At 46.6% G+C, this 20,109-nt stretch carries 15 protein-coding genes; 6 read left to right on the forward strand and 9 right to left on the reverse strand.

The window, feature by feature from the left end:
* Positions 1-152: 152 nt before the first annotated feature.
* A complete protein-coding gene (gltB, locus tag IEW69_RS10410; protein ID WP_188626790.1) occupies positions 153-4,655 on the forward strand; it encodes a glutamate synthase large subunit in 4,503 nt (1,500 codons plus the stop codon).
* A 1-nt stretch (position 4,656) separates the two neighbouring features.
* Positions 4,657-6,123, forward strand: a complete 1,467-nt coding sequence (locus tag IEW69_RS10415) for a glutamate synthase subunit beta (protein WP_188626791.1) — start codon at positions 4,657-4,659, stop codon at positions 6,121-6,123.
* Positions 6,124-6,144: 21 nt separating this feature from the next.
* On the opposite strand, the gene IEW69_RS10420 is transcribed toward IEW69_RS10415, so the two are convergent.
* The 8 genes from IEW69_RS10420 to IEW69_RS10455 form a co-directional block, all read right to left on the reverse strand.
* Positions 6,145-6,696, reverse strand: a complete 552-nt coding sequence (locus IEW69_RS10420) for an RNA methyltransferase (RefSeq protein WP_188626792.1) — start codon at positions 6,694-6,696, stop codon at positions 6,145-6,147.
* Positions 6,697-6,710: 14 nt separating this feature from the next.
* Positions 6,711-7,862 (reverse strand): galactokinase, encoded by a 1,152-nt coding sequence (locus IEW69_RS10425; RefSeq protein ID WP_188626793.1) that lies wholly within the window; start codon positions 7,860-7,862, stop codon positions 6,711-6,713.
* Positions 7,863-7,948: 86 nt separating this feature from the next.
* A complete protein-coding gene (locus IEW69_RS10430) occupies positions 7,949-9,361 on the reverse strand; it encodes a sensor histidine kinase (RefSeq protein ID WP_188626794.1) in 1,413 nt (470 codons plus the stop codon).
* A gap of 53 nt (positions 9,362-9,414) precedes the next feature.
* On the reverse strand, positions 9,415-10,347 hold the full coding sequence (locus tag IEW69_RS10435; protein WP_188626795.1) for a cation diffusion facilitator family transporter: 933 nt from the start codon (positions 10,345-10,347) through the stop codon (positions 9,415-9,417).
* 32 nt (positions 10,348-10,379) lie between these two features.
* Complete coding sequence (locus IEW69_RS10440; RefSeq protein WP_188626796.1) at positions 10,380-11,741, reverse strand: MATE family efflux transporter; 1,362 nt, start codon at positions 11,739-11,741, stop codon at positions 10,380-10,382.
* A 26-nt stretch (positions 11,742-11,767) separates the two neighbouring features.
* Positions 11,768-12,400, reverse strand: a complete 633-nt coding sequence (locus IEW69_RS10445; protein WP_188626797.1) for an AlbA family DNA-binding domain-containing protein — start codon at positions 12,398-12,400, stop codon at positions 11,768-11,770.
* An 18-nt stretch (positions 12,401-12,418) separates the two neighbouring features.
* Complete coding sequence (locus IEW69_RS10450; RefSeq protein WP_188626798.1) at positions 12,419-12,904, reverse strand: DUF4442 domain-containing protein; 486 nt, start codon at positions 12,902-12,904, stop codon at positions 12,419-12,421.
* Positions 12,905-13,074: 170 nt separating this feature from the next.
* A complete protein-coding gene (locus tag IEW69_RS10455; protein WP_188626799.1) occupies positions 13,075-13,359 on the reverse strand; it encodes a hypothetical protein in 285 nt (94 codons plus the stop codon).
* 127 nt (positions 13,360-13,486) lie between these two features.
* Between IEW69_RS10455 and hemF the strand changes: the two genes are divergently transcribed.
* From hemF to IEW69_RS10475, 4 genes are all read left to right on the forward strand, one after another.
* A complete protein-coding gene (gene hemF / locus IEW69_RS10460) occupies positions 13,487-14,383 on the forward strand; it encodes an oxygen-dependent coproporphyrinogen oxidase (protein WP_188626800.1) in 897 nt (298 codons plus the stop codon).
* Between the two features lie 96 nt (positions 14,384-14,479).
* The gene (gyrA, locus tag IEW69_RS10465) at positions 14,480-17,143 is read left to right on the forward strand and encodes a DNA gyrase subunit A (RefSeq protein WP_188626801.1); all 2,664 of its coding nucleotides are present in this window, start codon (positions 14,480-14,482) and stop codon (positions 17,141-17,143) included.
* Positions 17,144-17,167: 24 nt separating this feature from the next.
* A complete protein-coding gene (locus IEW69_RS10470) occupies positions 17,168-18,250 on the forward strand; it encodes a tetratricopeptide repeat protein (RefSeq protein ID WP_188626802.1) in 1,083 nt (360 codons plus the stop codon).
* A 294-nt stretch (positions 18,251-18,544) separates the two neighbouring features.
* Complete coding sequence (locus tag IEW69_RS10475; RefSeq protein ID WP_188626803.1) at positions 18,545-19,681, forward strand: tetratricopeptide repeat protein; 1,137 nt, start codon at positions 18,545-18,547, stop codon at positions 19,679-19,681.
* Between the two features lie 215 nt (positions 19,682-19,896).
* Here the strand turns inward: IEW69_RS10475 and IEW69_RS10480 are convergent, their stop codons facing one another.
* Complete coding sequence (locus tag IEW69_RS10480) at positions 19,897-20,061, reverse strand: Sec-independent protein translocase subunit TatA/TatB (protein ID WP_188626804.1); 165 nt, start codon at positions 20,059-20,061, stop codon at positions 19,897-19,899.
* Positions 20,062-20,109 lie beyond the last annotated feature (48 nt).

The following is a 20,109-nucleotide window of genomic DNA, read 5'->3' on the forward strand; positions in this document are numbered from 1 at the left end:
TTGTTAATATTCAACTTACATTATTAACAGATTCATAATTTTAGACCTTTAAATTTTCTTCTTATTAAGCACTTCGCAAAACTGCTACATTAATGGTAATTGCACCTTCATTTTATTAACTTAGTGTTCCTAATACACTAATCCTTATAGAAATGCAGAAAGAAACCACCGGCCTATACGACCAGCGATTTGAGCACGATGCCTGTGGTATTGGCTTTGTCGCGCATGTGAAAGGAAGGAAGTCGCAGAAGATCGTATCCGATGCCATTACCATCCTTGAAAACCTGGACCACAGAGGTGCATGCGGCGCAGAGATCAATACCGGAGATGGCGCAGGAATTATGATCCAGATTCCTCATGAATTCCTTTACGACGAATGCCTTAAAAGTGGCTTTAGCCTGAACGCCTCCGGCGATTATGGCGTCGGCATGCTGTTCCTCCCTAAAGACATTAAAGCCCGTGAAGAATGCCGCGAAGTCATTTACCGTGCTGCAGAAAAACTGAACCTTGAAGTCCTTGGCTTCCGCAAAGTACTTACAGATACCACCGGCATCGGTGAAATGGCGCTCTCCGTTGAACCGGAAATGGAGCAGGTATTCGTTGCCCGTCCTTACGCCATTAAACCGGGTGCTGATTTCGAACGTAAACTATACGTCTTTAAAAACTACCTCACCAAAACCATTAACAATACGGTACTGGGCATCGGCTCCGACTTTTACATTGCCTCCTTTTCCTCGAGAACCATCGTATATAAAGGTCAGCTGACCTCCCTGCAACTCCGCTCTTATTTTACCGAGCTGAGCGATAAACGTGTGGTATCGGCCTTCGGCTTGATCCACTCGCGTTTTGCAACCAACACCTTTCCTTCATGGCGCCTGGCACAACCTTTCCGCTATATCGCCCATAATGGGGAAATCAACACGCTGCAGGGAAACCTGAACTGGCTTCGTGCAAGTGTAAAATCCTTTGCTTCCAGTTATTTTACAGCAGAAGAGCTGAACATCCTGCTGCCGGTAATTGATGAAACACAATCCGATTCAGGCTGCCTGGATAATATCGTAGAACTGCTTTTGCATTCCGGCAGGTCACTACCACATGTATTGATGATGCTGATTCCAGAAGCCTGGGATGGCAACAAAGACATGGACGAGCTTAAACAGGCTTTCTACAAGTTCCACGCGACCTTAATGGAACCATGGGACGGTCCGGCGGCGATTGCGTTCACAGATGGCAACCTCATCGGTGCAACATTAGACCGTAACGGCCTTCGTCCATCAAGATATGCGATTACCAGCGACGATATGGTGATCATGGCCTCTGAAGCTGGTGCACTGGCATTAGATCAAAGCAAGGTCATTGAGAAAGGGCGACTTACCCCAGGTAAAATGTTCGTCGTGGATATGGAGCAGGGACGCATCATCAGCGATACCGAAATCAAAACACAAGTTTGCAGCCGCAGGCCTTATGCCGACTGGCTGAACCAATACCAGATCCGACTGGAAGAGCTTCCTGAACCACGTGTAGTGTTTACAGGGCTTTCAGACGAGTCCATCTTCCGCTACCAGCAGGTTTTTGGCTATAGCCGTGAAGATGTCGACCTGATCCTAAAACCAATGGCGTTGGAAGCGAAGGAGCCAATTGGATCCATGGGGACCGATATCCCGCTTGCTGTGCTTTCGCAAAAACCTCAGCATCTATCTTCCTATTTCAAGCAACTCTTTGCACAGGTAACCAATCCACCAATTGACCCTATTCGCGAGAAGGTAGTGATGAGCCTTGCTGGTTTCATGGGTAACAACGGGAACCTGCTGGAAGAAAGTGCCATGCAATGCCACTGTGTGGGCATTAAACATCCAATTTTAACCAATGTCGAGCTTGAAAAGCTTAGAAGTATAGATACTGGTGTATTCCAGTCTAAGACCTTGCAGACCTATTTCCGTGCAAGTGCTGAACCTGGTGCGCTGGAGAAAGCGATCGAACGCCTTTGCCGTTACGCGGTGGATGCCGTTGAAGATGGCTTCCGGGTAATCGTGCTGTCTGACCGTGCGTTAGACTCGGAACATGCGGCCATTCCTTCGCTGCTTGCTGTCTCTGCGGTGCACCACCACCTGATCCGTAAGGGTTACCGTGGTGCAGTGGGACTGGTTGTGGAAGCTGGCGATGTTTGGGAAGTGCATCATTTCTCTTGCCTGATCGGTTTCGGTGCTACCGCCGTAAATCCTTACCTGGCTCTTGAGACCATCCGTGGCTTCGAAAAAGAATCAAGCATAAAAGCCGAAAAGCTGATCGAAAACTACATCTATGCCGTAAATAGTGGCTTGCTGAAGATCTTCTCGAAAATGGGGATCTCCACACTGCAATCGTACCACGGTGCGCAGATCTTCGAGATTCTGGGCTTGAACAATAAAGTTGTGGACCGCTATTTCACAGGCGCAGTATCCAGAATTGGCGGATTAGGCATGGATGAAATCGCGCGTGAATCGCTGATCAAACACATCCGCATCTTTGGAAAAGCGACCAGGCCGGATACCATTCTTCCAACTGGTGGTAACTACAAATGGCGCAGAAAGGGTGAGCAGCATTTGTTCAATCCGCAAACGATCCACCTGTTACAGAATTCTACCCGAAGAAAAGATTACAGCCTGTATAAGCAATATGCGAAGCTGGTGAATGAGCAAATGTCGCAGGCATTTACCATCCGCGGCTTGTTTGAATTTAACTATAAACGTCCTGCTGTACCATTGGAAGAGGTGGAGCCAATAGAAAGCATCATGAAGCGCTTTGCGACGGGTGCCATGTCTTTCGGGTCCATTTCACATGAGGCACACTCAACCCTGGCCATTGCCATGAACCGCATCGGCGGAAAAAGCAATACCGGCGAGGGTGGGGAAGATGAGCTTCGTTATGAGCTGCTTCCAAACGGAGATTCCATGCGTTCAGCCATCAAACAGATTGCTTCCGCACGCTTTGGGGTAACGAGCAATTACCTGACGAATGCAGATGAACTGCAGATTAAAATGGCGCAAGGTGCTAAACCTGGAGAAGGCGGACAGCTGCCGGGCCACAAGGTGGATGACTGGATCGCGAAGGTTCGTCACGCCACACCGGGTGTAGGTTTAATTTCGCCGCCACCACACCATGATATTTACTCTATTGAGGATCTTGCGCAGCTGATCTTTGACCTTAAAAATGCCAACCGTGCGGCAAGGATCAACGTGAAGCTGGTTTCTAAAGCTGGCGTTGGAACAATCGCCGCAGGTGTTGCAAAAGCACATGCAGATGTGATCCTGGTTTCCGGCTTTGATGGCGGTACCGGTGCATCACCGCTGACCTCCATACAACATGCTGGCTTGCCTTGGGAACTTGGACTCGCAGAAGCACACCAGACCCTGGTTAAAAACCGCCTGAGAAGCCGCGTGGTGCTTCAGACGGATGGACAGTTAAAGACTGGTCGTGACATCGCCATTGCGACTTTGCTTGGGGCTGAAGAATGGGGTGTAGCTACCGCTGCCCTGGTAACATCGGGCTGTATCATGATGCGTAAGTGCCATCTAAATACTTGTCCAGTCGGCGTTGCCACACAAGATCCAGATTTGCGTAAGCTCTTTACCGGTGAACCGGATCATGTGGTTAACCTGTTCCACTTCCTTGCGGAAGAGTTAAGGGAAACCATGGCGGAACTTGGGTTCAGAACAGTCAACGAAATGGTTGGGCAGGCCGACTGCCTGAGTGTACGTCAGATCCCGGAAACAGAGTGGAAGCTGAGAAACCTGGACCTGTCCGGCATCTTGTTTAAAGCACCAGATAACGGTTTAACATTATACAACTCAGAAACGCAGGATCATGGCTTAACCAATGTATTGGATCATGAACTGATTGAATCAGCACAACCGGCAATCCTGCATAAAGAACCGGTATTCCGTTCTTTTGAAATTAAAAATACGGATCGTGCTTTGGGCACCATGTTATCCAATGAGATCTCCAAAAAGTACCAGTCGCAAGGCCTGCCTGCCGACACAATCAACTTCAAATTCACCGGCTCTGCGGGTCAGAGTTACGGCGCTTTTGCCACCAGAGGACTATCCCTGGAACTGGAAGGTGAAGCAAACGACTACGTGGGTAAAGGTTTATCCGGCGCCAAACTGGTGATCTATCCTTTCAAGGAAGTGCAGTACGTGCCAGAACAGAACATCATCCTGGGCAACGTCGCGCTTTATGGCGCCACCTCCGGTGAGCTCTTTGCACGTGGACAAGCGGGTGAACGCTTTGCGGTCCGCAACTCCGGCGCTACGGCGGTCGTAGAAGGTGTAGGCGACCACGGTTGTGAGTACATGACTGGTGGTGAGGTGCTGATCATCGGGCAAACGGGCAGCAATTTCGCTGCAGGCATGAGTGGTGGTGTAGCCTGGGTGTACGACACCAAAGGTGATTTCAGAAGTAAATGCAACCAGGAAATGGTGGATCTGGATCCGCTTGACCAGCTAGATGAACTGAGAATTACGGAGCTATTGAACAAACATATCCGCTTAACTGGTAGCCGTTTAGCTGAATTCATCTTAAACGATTGGCCAACACAATCGGCGCACTTCATCAAGGTATTCCCGAAAGAATACAAAGCTATTTTATTGAACAAGACTAAAGTTAAAGTTTCCTGATATGGGCAAAGTAACCGGATTTTTAGAATATGAGCGTACGGCTCCAGAGAAGCAGGATCCAAGATCCCGTATCGAACACTATAATGAATTTGTACAGCAGCGTGAAACCGAAAACCTGAATCATGAAGCGGCACGTTGCATGGACTGCGGCGTTCCCTTCTGTATGTCGGGCTGCCCATTGGGCAACGTCATCCCCGAATTTAACGACGCGGTATATAAAGGAGAATGGGAGCTGGCCTCCAACATCTTATTAAGTACCAACAACTTTCCTGAATTCACCGGCAGGATTTGTCCGGCACCATGTGAATCCGCCTGTGTGTTGGGTATCAACAAATCGCCGGTGTCGATTGAAGAAATTGAGAAGCACATCATTGAGATAGCTTTCGCCAAAGGCTACATCAAAGCGGAGCCGCCATTGATCAGAACAGGAAAAAAAGTGGCTGTGATTGGCTCCGGTCCGGCAGGACTGGCAGCGGCGGCACAGCTGAATAAAGCGGGCCACGAAGTGACGGTCTTTGAACGTGATGATACCCCAGGCGGCCTGTTGAACTACGGCATTCCTGATTTCAAACTGCAGAAAGATGTGGTGCGCCGCAGGATCAACCTGATGGAGAAAGAAGGCGTTGTATTTAAGTGTAATGCCAATGTTGGTCAGAATGTCGAGATCAGCACCTTACTTCGCGAGTATCAGTCGATCGTGCTTGCCGGTGGGTCAACCATCCCGCGCGACCTGCCCATCAAAGGGCGTGAGGCAAAAGGGGTACATTTCGCGATGGACTTCCTGAAGCAATCCAACAAGAAGGTGCGTAACTTCCAGATTCTGGATGAGCAGATTTCTGCCATGGGCAAGGACGTGATTGTGATCGGTGGCGGGGATACCGGATCAGATTGTATCGGTACTTCCAACCGCCAGGGTGCGAAATCGGTCATGCAGTTTGAGATCATGCCGATGCCGCCTGAGCAGCGCACAGCCAATATGCCATGGCCGACTTTCCCGATGTTGCTTAAGGTGACTTCGTCTCATGAGGAAGGCTGTAATCGTGCATGGGGCATCAACAGCAAGGAGTTCATCATGGATGAAGCCGGGGCTTTGAAAGGCCTTAAAATCGTTGAAGTAGAATGGGAGATGGACGCCAATGGAAGAGCGCTGAACTTTAAAGAAGTACCAGGTACGGAACGTGAGTTACCTTGCCAGCTGGTATTGCTTGCCATGGGCTTTATGCACCCGCAGAAAGAAGGATTACTTGAGAAGTTAGGCGTTGATCTGGATAGTCGCGGTAATGTGAAAGCTGCTGAAGGTAAATATCAGACCAGCATTCCAAAAATCTTCAGCGCGGGCGACATGAGAAGAGGCCAGTCCTTAGTGGTCTGGGCGATTTCAGAAGGCCGTGAAGCTGCTAGAAAGGTTGATGAATATTTAATGGACTACAGTAAATTACCCACCAAAGATGGCATTCCCTATGCCTGATTGAATGAACACAGCACAGGGTTAACCCTGTGCTGTGTTGTTATTTAATCGCAGTTTAGCGAAGAAGTCCCAAAGGACAATTCCAGCTGAAATGACAATATTGAAAGAGTGTTTCGTACCGAATTGCGGGATTTCAATGCAGGCATCAATTGTCGCCATCACTTCATCACTTACGCCATTTACCTCGTTTCCGAAGATCAATGCATATTTTTCCGCTTGTGCGGGTTGAAAGGTGTTCAGCATCGTGCTGCCTTTTGCCTGTTCAATGGCGATGATCTTATAACCTTCGCTTCTCAAGATGGCAACAGCATCCAGGGTGTTTTCTGCATGCACCCAGTCTACCGATTCGGTAGCACCCAAAGCGGTTTTCTCAATCTCCCGGTGTGGCGGGCGAGCTGTAATACCGCATAGGTATAACTTCTCAATAGAAAAGCCATCGCCGGTGCGGAATACCGAACCGACGTTATGCATGCTGCGTACGTTATCTAGCACCACAACCACAGGCAATTTGTCCTGCTCCTTGAAAGCTTCTACGCTTACGCGGTTCAGATCATCTAATTTTAGTTTTTGCATGGGGGCAAAGGTAATTAAATCTTCCTTGCACCATCGCCGATCTCGGAGATGTACACGCCCGCAGGGTAACCTACCTGAGCTTCATAATAGGCATTCAGCTGCTTTTCGAAATCTTCTTCAGCACCTTTCTCCAGTAAAGCAATTGCACAGCCGCCGAAACCAGCACCAGTCATCCTTGCACCAATTACTTTCGGGTACTGCTGGCAGAATTCTACAATGGTATCCAGCTCTTTACCAGACACTTCATACAATTCCTTTAAAGATTCGTGTGAGGCATACATCAGTCGGCCGAAGGTCTCCAGATCCTGTGAACCCAGGGCTTTAGCAGCCAGGTGCACACGATCGTTTTCGGTAACCACATGCGTTGCCCGGTCCAGAATCTTAGGGTCGGTAATCAGGTGTTTATGTAGTGCAAATTTCTCTGCAGTCAGCTCGCAGAGGTTGTTCAGCTTAATCTCCTGGTTTAAGGCGACCAAAGCTTCATTGCATTCCGCTACGCGCTCATTGTATTTGGATTCTTCCAGCTTCCTGGATTTATTCGTATTGATGATCGCCAGGTTGTAGTCCCCCAACTGGCAGTCGACCATAATGTGCTTCAGCGTATCGCAGTTCAGCAATATGGCCTGGTCCTTTTCACCGAAGGCAACCGCGAACTGATCCATGATGCCGCAGTTTACGCCGATGAACTCGTTCTCCACCTTTTGCCCCATTAAGGCAAGCTCCAGGCGGCTATAGCCAAGATTCAGGAAATCGTTTAATGCGTATGCGGTCAGCACTTCAATAGAGGCGGAGGAGGAAAGCCCTGAACTTACTGGAATATTGCCATGGAAGAGGAAGTCGAAGCCGGTGATGGTTTTTCCTTCTGCCTCCAGCTGGTTGATGATGCCGATCGGATAGTTGAACCAGCAATTGCCTTCTTTCTGATAAGATGTGCTTACCGCAACTTCTTTGGTGTCTGGAAAGTTTAAGCTTTTAAAGCGAAATACCTGGTCATCATTTGGTGCCATACACAGCGTTGTGCCTAAGGTGACCGCTGCCGGCAGGACAAGCCCGCCATTATAATCGATATGTTCTCCGATCAGGTTTACCCTTCCTGGGGTGAAATAGGTTGCTGCTGGAGCTTTTTGGTATAGTTCAGTAAACTGTTGGACTAGCGCTTCTCTCATTGAAAATCATTTTTAGCTAAGATACAATTATGTAACAAACCGAAGGCGCAAATTGATTGGATTGGTTCGCTAGGGAACAATTAACGTTAAGATTTCCGGCTTGCAGGCAAGATAATGGTGAAGGTACTACCTTCTGCCACCTTGCTTTCGACGAGGATGTCGCCCGCATGTTTCTGCACGAATTCCTTGCATAGCACCAGTCCGAGGCCGGTACCGGTTTCATTGTTTGTACCCGGGGTGGCTGTCCTGCTATCCGTACGAAAGAGGCCCTGTAAGGTCTTGTCGCTCATGCCCACGCCGTAGTCGACGACAGCGATCGTGATGTGTTCCTGTCCGATGTCATCTACTTTCTTGCCGGATACAATCTCGATCTTACCGAAGTTGGGCGTGAACTTAATAGCATTGGAGATCAGGTTCCGGAATACCGTGTTGATCATGTCTTCATCACCGCAAATGCTGAGGTCTGTTGATGCGAGGTTGATGATCTGAATGTCTTTCTGGGCAGCCATAATCTTCAGCAGACTGATGTTGGCTTCCAGCGTTTCGTAGATGTCGATCTTTTTAGGCTGGAATGTGATGTTGCCGGTCTGACTTCTGGACCAAAGCAGCACGTTCTCCAGCAGTTTACCTGTGGTGAAAAGACTGGTTTGAAGCAGCTTGTACATCCGCTTCCGTTCCAGTTCATCTTCCTCAAACATACCTTCTTGCAGTAGTTCGGTAAGTGCAAGGGTAGAAGATATGGGACCACGTAAATCATGGGCCAATATGGAGAAGAATTTATCTTTCGTTTGATTCACTTCCTGCAGCTGCGCTGAAGATTCCAGCAAAGCTTTATAATTTTCTTCAAGTTCCCGCTTCTGCGCCTTTATAACGCGCCTTTGCTTAAAGGCCCGGAGATTGCCGCGCCATTGGATGGTCGATAATGCTAAACAGATGATGAGCGTAATAAATCCTACCGAAAGATTGGACAGCAGGATGGCTGGATCCTGCTGCGTCTGACTCATCCCGATACCAAATACCAGGTAGATGATGAGCAGGTAAACGACAAGCTGGAGGGGTTTGATGAGCAGGATCAGCGAACAGACGACACAGATGATCAGGAACCCAATGATCGAGGTGGTGACCGCCTGATCATAGATGGTACAAATGGTACCCCAAAGCGCAACGACAAGTAAAAGTACGTGCGGCAAATGGCGGAATGATCTTTTATATTGCGGCCGGTAGTAGGCGATAAGGCTTAGTACGAAAAGAATACTGCAGGTGGAACCGACAATGAAATTGAGAATGAGAATGTGCTTTTTCCAGTCGATAAAAGAAACGGTATCCGCATCTATGCCGTGGGCATAGGTGACCGATAAAACCAGCGCGACCGGCACACAGATGCCGCTGAGCATTAAGGACCTGACGAGATTTACTTTCCTGACCTCTTTTTCAATGATGAGCTTGTCGAGCGCTGGGGTATGGTACAGTTTCCTAATAAATTCTTTTAAATTCCTCATTATGTTTGCATAACAAAAATAGAATTTAAAATGATATTTCCTAAGTTCCTGATCTAAGTGAGATTGTCGTATTCTCCAGAATGCTCCTCAATGGACTCTGGCTGAATAATAACGAAACGAACGAGTGGAAATACCTGCTTTATGGATGCCCGTATACGGTCAATAGCCGCATTTATGTCAGCGGTTTCCAGACCATCCTTGAAGGTGATGATCAGCATGAGGACGATAACTTCCGGCGACTGATAAGTTGATAGTAAATGCTGCACTTTGATGACCGCCTCATCTTGTTCCGCAATCCTGATGATTTTGGTTTGATTTTCGGGCATGATGCCTTCGCCCATTAGTAAGCTACGACTTTCCCGGGCGAGGATAATGGAGACAAATACCAGGATCAATCCGACCAGGATGGAGCCCACCCCGTCGAGTTCCGGGAGGTCATACCGATGACCCAGGAAGATACAAGCCATCACCACCAATAGGCCACATACGGCAGCACCATCCTCAAAGAGGACCAGGAAATTACTTGGATCCTTACTGCTTACGATGGCATTCCACCAGCTTAGTTCTCCGCGCGCCTTGTTGAACTCTTTCGCTGCAACGACCAGAGAGGCACCCTCGAAGAGGATGGATAAGCCCAGCACCACATAGTTCCAGGTGGGGTCCTCCAGCGGTTCCGGATGAAGTACATGTGAGATGCCCTGGTAAATGGAAATACCACCACCCAGTCCGAAGATGAGAATGGAGACGATGAAAGAATAGAAATATAGCTCCTTGCCGTAGCCAAAGGGGCGTAGGGCATCTGCAGGCTTCTTACTTTGCTTTAATCCGTAGAGCAGAAGAATCTGGTTCACCGTGTCAACAAGGGAGTGAATACCCTCAGAAATCATGGCGGCGCTGTTGCTGAAGGCGCCTGCAACGAATTTAGTTATGGAGATTAATAAGTTTGCCGCAAGCGCGCTGTATATGGATTTGTGGGTAGTCGCCATTCTTTACAACAGGGTTAGCCTGCGAATGCAGACTAAGTGGTAAGGATCAAGGCTCGGGTTTTGTTTTGGAAACGGAGAAATAGGAGGATGGAAGCGGTAAGCAAACCGAAGGTCAGGCCGTACCAGATGCCATTTACGCCCATACCGAGCGTGATCCCCAGGAAGTAGCCTAGCGGTATTCCAATAACCCAATAAGCGACAAAGGTAATAAGGGTAGGTATGTTTACATCACCTATACCCCTGAGCACACCTAGACCCACAACTTGCGTCCCATCGAACAGCTGGAAAAACCCGGCAATGATTAGCAGTTGTGCCGCGATCTGGATCACTGCAGTGTCTTCGGTGTAGATGTATGGCAACAGGTTATTTGCAAACACAAACAACAGGGCGGTCACGCTCATGAAGGCAATCACGACATGGTAGCTGGCAATGGCGGACTTGCGGAGGTCGCCAAAGGCTGCACGACCAAGGTTATTGCCAGTTTTGATCGTTGCCGCGGAAGCAACACCACTCGCCATCATATAAGTTACAGCAGCTAGGTTGATCGCCACCTGATGGGCTGCTTGCGGAACACTACCGATGGTGCCAATCAGGATTGCGGCGCCACTGAATGCGCTGATTTCAAAGGAATACTGAAGCGCTACGGGTGCACCGATTTTCACTATGCGTTTGAAGCGGTCCAGGTCAATGAAAAACAACTTAAACTTGTGCAGGTATTTTTTAAAGTTCTCAGAACGCATGACGTAAACAGACATCACAACCGCCATCAGCGACCGGTCGATCAGTGTGCTTAAACCAACCCCTTTAACGCCCATGGGCTCAATGCCAAACATCCCCTTAACGAAGATGATCCCCAGCACAACGTTCAGGATGTTTCCCCAGATGGAGACAAACATGGCCTGCTTGGTGAATCCTAAACCTTCGGCAAATTGCTTGAAGGTTTGAAAGATCATCAGCGGGATAATGGAGAAGCCCAGGTAGCCCAGGTACGGCTTGGCATAGGCAACCACGTCTGGCGACTGGCCCATGTGATCGATGATGGACAGTGTGCCGTAGTGTATGAAGATGTATAACAGGGTACCCGTGATCACGTTGATGATGAGGCTGCTGGATAACAGCTTACCACACTCGTCGTAATTCCTGGCACCGTTCATTTTAGCGATCAGCGGCGTAAGGCCGTACGAAATGCCGAGGCCCAGCACGAGAATAAGCATGAAAATACTATTGACCAGAGATACGGCCGCAAGCTGAACCGTGCCGGCAAAATGACCGACGATGATGCTGTCTGCCATGTTAACCATGGTATGCCCGAGCTGGGAGACCACGATGGGCAGTGCAAGAATAAGATTATCTTTATAGAATGGCTTGTAGCGGGCGTAAAAGGAACTTAACATGATCAGATTGATCTGCAAAGGTAGCGCTATTTCAAGTTAATAAAAGTAAAGTACTCCTCTTTTTCAGAGAGGTGCAGCTGCAAAATGCCGGAGGTCAGCAGGCTGACCAGCAGTTTCTGTGCTTTCTTGTTGGACAGCCGCGTGAGCTTGGTGAATTGCTTTAGGGTGATGCGCTCCTGGGCTTCCAGGTAACTGAAAAGCTTTCTTTCCGTCTCGGAATAGATAATCATCTTGCCGGTGGCGCTTTGCTCTTCCTTCAGCATGTCGAGCACAATTTTACTGGCCAGCACGGTTTTGTCTTTCACCCGGTAGTAGGCCCACCATTCCTTGTTCGCGTCGAGTGCATAATGCGGTTTGATGTCGCTCTGGGCGATCTTAACTGCTAATACAATTTTGTGGTTGATGTAAATCTCTTCGAATTCCGGTTCGATGGCGGGTTTACAGAACTGGTGAGCGGCTTTGTTAATCATGTAGCGCTCTTCATCTTCCGATTTTACGCCGACAATATTGCCATCATCGGCAACGCCGATGAGCAGCACGCCACCCTGGTTGTTCGCAAAAGCGACAAGACTTTTGGCAATCTTTTCTGCGCTGGTGATGGTTTTCTTGAAATCAAGTGTGGTGCCTTCGCCTTGTAAAATGAGTTCCCTGATGTTCATGCTTAATTTCTGTTTATATCAATAGGCAACAACTTGCTTTTCGCCGTGGTGCAGGTTCCGGATGTACACCTCGTTCATTACGGTTGCACATACTTCACCGTCTTTATTGGTGATTTCCATCGGGTAGGCCTTGATGAACTTGCCGACCGTCGTTAAAGCATGTGTCGCTTCCTCCAGCATCTCATCTGTGATGATCAGGCTGAAGTACAAATGTGTACGGCCGGGTTTGAGGTATTGAATGGAGGCACTTTTGAGCCATACCCTCGTTTTAAAACCTTTACGCCGCAGGAGCTGGTCGAACAACAATGCATAGAACGGATCTGTAGCGGCATAAATTGTGCCCCCGAAGATGGAACCATTGTAATTGGTATTGATGACACTCTTAGCGATCTTCACGTCTACACCCCGGAAACCCTTGTGGAATTTCTTTACCCATATGCGCTGGCACAACATCGGGGGGTATAAACTTAAGGCCCATTTAAGGGTTCTTTCTGATACAATCATGAGCAATAAATATCTAAAAGATTTCGTGCTGTAGGAAATTTTTGTTTTTCAGGGAAGCAATTGTGGGGTAAAGGCCGTGTAATAATGGGGGACAGATGAACGAGTTAGCGGTCTAGCATGAGAATTTTAAAACCTTTTGAATTTGAAAGATGTTTTATATGCAATTAAAACTATTCTATGAAAAAAATGATTTTAAGTCTTGCTGTTGCGGGTTCAATGATATTAGCCACTTCAGCATGCAATTCGACCAAAAACCTGTCTGGATCTTCAGATAGCACGAGTACGGATTCAACGATGACGAACACAACATCGACAACCACGATGGATACGTCACAAACTACAGCGGACACAACCAGAACCACAACTCCGCCAGACAGCACAAAAACGCTGCCTCCAATGTAGGAAGACCTTTTTAAAGAAAACCGGAACTTGTTTCCGGTTTTTTTGTGCCTCAAAGTTTGGCGGTAGGGCAGCTGATTCGGCGTTACTAAGACTTGATTTATCAGTGTCAAAACAGTGTACTTTATCGGAATACAAAAATTTACAACAGGTTTAATTGGTACCTTTGGTTTTGCAATAAATATGATGTTCAGAGAAAACATAGTAACCGCTTATCAGAAGATACAGGATGATATTTGCCAGGCAATCGAACAGGCAGATGGTTTGAGTCAGTTTGAAGAAGAGATTTGGGAAAGGGAAGGTGGCGGTGGCGGCCGGACCAGGATCATGCAGAACGGAAATGTGATTGAGAAAGGTGGCGTAAACTTTTCAGCGGTGCACGGAAAACTTCCGGAGGCCGTAAAAAGATCGTTTAAGGTGGAAAGCGATGAGTTCTTTGCGACTGGCGTATCCATCGTGATGCACCCTTCGAATCCTTTCGTGCCGATTATACACATGAACATCCGGTATTTTGAGCTTGATGAACAGACCAGGTGGTTCGGCGGTGGGATAGACCTGACGCCACATTACGTGATCGACACGGATGCGCGGTTCTTCCACCATAAGATGAAAGAAACCTGCGATCGCTTTCACCCGGACTTCTATCCGAAATTCAAGCAGCAGGCAGATGATTACTTCTACATCAAACACCGGGAAGAAACCCGCGGCGTGGGAGGCATTTTCTATGACCGCTTACAACCTGCAAGTACAGGGATGAGCTATGAGGATATTTTCGAGTTCTCGAAAGCCGTTGGAGAAAGTTTTGCACCTGTGTATACGGAAGTGATTGACAGAAACCGGAATACGGAATTTACAGAAGCGGAAAAGGAGTGGCAGTACCTGAGACGAAGCCGCTATGCGGAGTTTAACCTGGTCTATGATTCCGGGACAAAGTTTGGTCTGGAAACAAACGGAAGGATTGAGTCGATCCTGATGAGCCTGCCGCCGGTTACGAAATGGACCTACAATTTTAAACCCACAGAAAACAGCCCAGAGGCCTTTACTTCAACGCGTTTGAGAAAAGGTATTGATTGGGTTTAAATTTTCGCTTTACTGCCCTTAAACGTTATTATTTTGTTAAATTCGCAGGGTTAATACAATACCTTTTTAAAATCGTTTTAAACGAATACAGAAAATATGGCTGAAGACTTGGAAAATCAGGAAAACGATAAGATTATTAAAATCAATATCGATGAGCAGATGCGTTCTGCATACATCGATTATTCGATGTCAGTAATTGTATCTCGTGCCTTACCTGATGTACGCGACGGATTAAAACCCGTGCACCGTCGTGTTTTATATGGCATGCTCGATCTTGGGCTTGCAAACAATAAACCTTTTAAGAAATCCGCCCGTATTGTGGGTGAAGTTCTGGGTAAATATCACCCGCATGGGGACTCCTCTGTTTATTATACCATGGTTCGTATGGCTCAGGAATGGAGCTTACGCTACATGATGGTTGATGGACAGGGTAACTTTGGTTCTGTGGATGGTGACTCGCCGGCAGCAATGCGTTATACAGAGGCGAGATTCGCGAAGATTGCAGAGGAAATGCTTGCCGACATCAATAAAGATACGGTTGATTTCCAGCTGAACTTTGATGATTCCCTGCAGGAACCTTCAGTATTGCCTTCAAAAGTTCCAAACTTGCTGATCAACGGTGCTTCTGGTATCGCAGTAGGTATGGCAACGAACATGCCGCCGCACAACATTACGGAGGTAATCAATGCGACCGTAGCGTACATTGATGATAAAGAGATTACCGTTCAGGACCTGATGAAACACATTAAAGCGCCAGATTTCCCGACAGGGGCAATCATCTATGGCTATGCAGGTGTGCAGGAAGCGTTCGAGACCGGCCGTGGCCGTATCGTGATGCGTGCAAAGGCGGAAATTGAAACCAACAAAGATCGCGAAAGCATCATTGTAACCGAGATTCCTTACCAGGTGAACAAAGCGATCATGATTGAGCGTACCGCTGAGCTGGTTGGTGAGAAAAAGATCGAAGGTATTTCCAACATTAAAGATGAATCCAACAAGGATGGTATCCGTATCGTTTATGAAATTAAACGTGATGCGAATGCCAGCATTGTTTTAAATAACTTATTTAAACAAACTGCTTTACAGACTTCATTTAGTGTAAATAACATTGCACTGGTAAACGGTCGCCCGCAGTTGTTGAACCTTAAAGACCTGATCAGACACTTCGTTGATCACAGACATGAGGTTGTTGTCCGCAGAACCAAATTCGAGCTTGCTGAAGCACAGAAACGTGCCCACATCCTGGAAGGTTTGCTGATTGCATTGGATCACCTGGATGAGGTTATTCGTTTAATCCGTTCATCAAACACCCCAGAAGAAGCCAGAGTTGGCTTGATGGAGCAGTTTGGTTTGAGTGACATCCAGGCGCGTGCAATTCTTGATATGACCCTTCGTAGGTTAACTGGCCTTGAGCGTGATAAGATTAAAGAAGAGTACAATGAGTTGATGAAAACCATCGAATACTTACAGTCGATTCTTGCAGATGAAGGCTTGAGAATGCAGATCATCAAAGATGAGCTTGCAGAGATGATGGAGAAATACGGCGATGAGCGTAGAACAACGATCGTTCACTCTGCTGATGACATGAGCATGGAAGACTTCATTGAAGATGAAGACGTGGTGATCACGATTTCTCATGAAGGCTACATCAAACGTACACCAGCAACAGAATACCGTACGCAAGCCAGAGGTGGTAAAGGTTCCAAGGGTTCTGACTCCAGAAATGAAGATTTCATAGAGCATTTACTTGTTGCTTCCAACCACAATTATATGCTGTTCTTTACGGAGAGCGGACGTTGTTTCTGGTTGCGCGTATACGAAATCCCTGAAGGTTCACGTTTGAGTAAGGGTCGTGCAATACAAAACATCATTAACATTCCTAAGGAAGAGAAGATAAAGGCATACATTAAGGTGAAGAACCTTAAAGATCAGGATTACCTGGAAAACAACTTTATCATCATGTGTACCAAGAAAGGTACCATCAAGAAAACTTCGCTGGAGGCTTATTCAAGACCAAGGGTTAACGGTATCAATGCCATTAACATTAACGAGGGTGATCAGCTGCTGGAAGCTACTTTAACCACCGGATCAAGTGAGATCGTGATGGCCTTACGTTCGGGTAGAGCGATCCGCTTTAACGAGTCGACAGTACGCCCAATGGGGAGAACTGCCACAGGTGTAAGGGGTGTAACCCTTGCTCACGACCAGGATGAGGTGGTTGGCATGATTGCTGTTGAAGATTCTTCTGCAACGGTACTTGTGGTATCTGAGAAAGGTTACGGTAAACGTACCGATATCGAAGATTACCGCGTAACGAACCGTGGTGGTAAAGGTGTTAAGACCATTAGCATTACCGAGAAAACGGGCGACTTGATCTCGATCAAGAACGTTACGGATCTGGATGACTTAATGATCATCAACAGATCAGGTATTGTGATTCGTATCGCTGTCCGTGACTTAAGGGTTATGGGTAGGGCTACGCAGGGTGTGAAGCTGATCAATCTAAAGGGTAATGATGCCATTGCATCTGTTGCCAAGATTGAGCACGAAGAGGAAGAAGCGCTGGAAGCGGTTCTGGAGCAACTTGATGCTGCCGAAGGTACAGAAAGCGTGTTAGCGGATGGTACTGAGGTTTTACCAGCAACTGACGACGAGGCTGACGAGGCTGATGAAGCAGAAGTAGAAGAGCTTGATGAAGATGAAGCGGAATCTGATGATGACGAGGAGGCAGAATCTGAAGATGAGGAACCAATAAACTAGAAATAAATTAAAACTGTAACAAAAATGAAAAAAGTACTTTTAAGTATATTGTTGGCGGGAGTAGGAACTGCTACGTTTGCGCAGAAAAGTGAAATTGCGGAAGCAAAGAAAGCCTGGGGATTATATCAGATCACGGGTGCTTCCGGTACTGATGTTTCCAAGAAACTAGAAACACTTAATGCTGCAATTAAGCGTACTGACGCTGCAATTGCTCATGAAAAGTCCAAAAACTTACCCGAGGCATGGTCTTACCGTGCATTGCTATCTTCTGCAGCTGCAATGGCTGATACAGCTAACCTGCAAAACGCAGATGCATACCTGAAGGTTGCTCAGGAGGCTGTTGAGAAATCAAAAAGCCTGGATGCTAAAGGTTCTGAGAAAGAGAACATTGAACAAGCACAGTTAAACATCAACAATGCGGTAAGAAACATTGGTGTATTGGCTTATCAAAAAAAGGATTATAAAACAGCTTACGAGAAATTCAACCAGGCGACTGTGTTGAACCCAACAGATACTTCAATGTATTTGAATGCTGGTATCGCTGCACGTGGATTGGAAGATTATCCTAAGATGATTGATTCATACAAGAAAGTAATTTCTTTAAATCACCCAGAAGCGGCTACTTTGTACGAAGAGATTGTATCTACGCAATTGACCGCACAGAAAGATACGGCTGCTGCAATGGCTACAATCACTGAAGCAAAAGCTAAATACCCGGAGAACATCAACTTCATCACCAGCGAGACTCAGATTTATCTGCAAACCGGTGATGTCGTAAAAGCAGAAAGCACTTTACAAACGCTAGTGGCTAAACAACCAGGAAACGCAACTTTCCAGGCTGCACTAGGAAACGTTTACTTACAGCAGGCACTGAAAATTCAAGGCGACATGAACAAGATTGACGCTAAGAAAGTTAAGGAACTGAATGCTGCGAAAGATAAGAGAGATGCATTGGTAGAGAAGTCAGTACCTTTCTTCAATAAAGCACTTGAAATCGATCCAAAGAACGTAGGTGCACTAGAAAACTTAAAAACCATCTACACGTTCAAAAACGACACTAAAAACTACAATGACGTAAAAGCACGTCTTGATGCAATCCAAAAATAACATACCGGATTGCGGATAAAAGAGGAGGGATAGCGATATCCCTCTTTTTTTATGCTTAACCATTTATAGAATCGCGGTTCATTCGTTCAATCTTTTCTGTGGACAATAGCGTTTGGAATGTTGCTTGTGTGAAGTTGACAGCGTCAACTTAAATATGACTTGTATCGTTAACGAAGGGGTAGAGATTCACAATGTACTTTAAACATCAGGTGTTAACGGGCGTGGGACCGGAGTAAACGAAAGAAGGGTAGTGATATCACTCTTTTTTTATAAATTTGTTAGATAACGAAGATTATGAATAGAAAGGCCTTATTATCGATTATTCTGTTATCAATTACTTTCAGTGCAGTCGCACAGAAAAGTCAGCTGAGGATTGCACGGAACACCATTGGCAAGCTTCAGGCGGCGATTGTGGCCAAAGCTGACGTGAATAAGCAGATGAACATTATAGGAGAGGGGCTTAAAGCAACACAATCTGCGCAGGTGGATCGAAAAACCAAGAAGTACCCTGAAACCTGGGCCATTGCGGCGTACCTGAATTCGTATCTGGCCATCATCGACGAGAAAGATCCTGAGAAGTATTACCAGGATGCCTTAGCCTTGATCGATACGGCAAAACAGCTGGACAGATTTCATGAGAATGAGAAGTTATTAGAAGCCGCTGTACTAAACACATTTGTAATCAAGCAGGAGAAGGGCAACCGTGCTTTCAGCAGTTACGATTATTCAACAGCTTTGGGCTATCTGAAGGAGCTTAGTGACTATTTCCCGCAGGACAGTACGCTGGCACTAAATACAGCAATTGCCTGCAGGAATCTGCGAAACTACAATCAGGCATTGACCTATTACAATCGCGCGATTGAAACCGGTGCTTCTAATCCGGTGATCTACCAGCATCTTGCTGAAATCTATGCTTCAAAATTCGACATTGAAAATGCCATAAAGGTGTTGGAGACTGGTCAGAAAAGAAATCCAAGCAATATCTTCATCGTGAATGACCTGGTTAATCTGTTGCTGGACAACGAAAGATTTGACAAAGCTGAAAAAACGCTGGAAGAAGCCATTAAACTGGAGGGACAGAATAAAGAATTGTATTATCTCTACGGATATTTAAAGCAGCTTAAAAGGCAGCATACGCAGGCAGAGACGGCATATAATACGGCATTGTCAATGGATCCAAATTTCTTTCCGGCCTTGTATCAACTCGGAACCGTTTACATCAACATGGGAAATGATGTGCTAAAGTCTGACAAAGCGAACCGGATGCAGTTGTATGAAGAACACATCAACAAGTCTGAGAATATTTTAACACATGCATACGAGATTGCACCGAACGACAGGCAAACCATTCAGTTGCTTATTGAGATCAATACAAGAAAGCAGCGGTATGATAAGGTAGATGAACTGAAGGAAAGACTTCAGGAATTCTAGTCAAGGTGAAAAACCAGTAGCACTACTACTGGTTTTTTTATGTAATGTTTTTTGATATAAAGCTATACTAGGAGCTGCGCATAAACAGGCTACTTAACATAATATTAATTATAGGACTTTAATAATCGAGAAGATTGCGTGGGGATTTAGCGCCTGGCCTGGAGCTTTAAAGATACTAAAAAAACAAAGTAATCCGGGCGCTTCTGCGCTAGTCCTTATGGTGTATTTCCATCTTTACCATCCTTAAACTCGCGGATGCCTTGACCAAGGCCTTTCATCAGTTCAGGTATTTTCTTACCACCAAACAATAGTAAGATTGCCAGTAGTATGATTACGATCTCCTGCGTACCCAATGCTGCTAAGAAAATTGAAGTTGTCATATGTGATGTTCTAATGGTTTTATGTTGATTGTTATTGCTTTGTACCTG

Source organism: Pedobacter quisquiliarum (assembly GCF_014642175.1).
Classification (GTDB): domain Bacteria; phylum Bacteroidota; class Bacteroidia; order Sphingobacteriales; family Sphingobacteriaceae; genus Pedobacter; species Pedobacter quisquiliarum.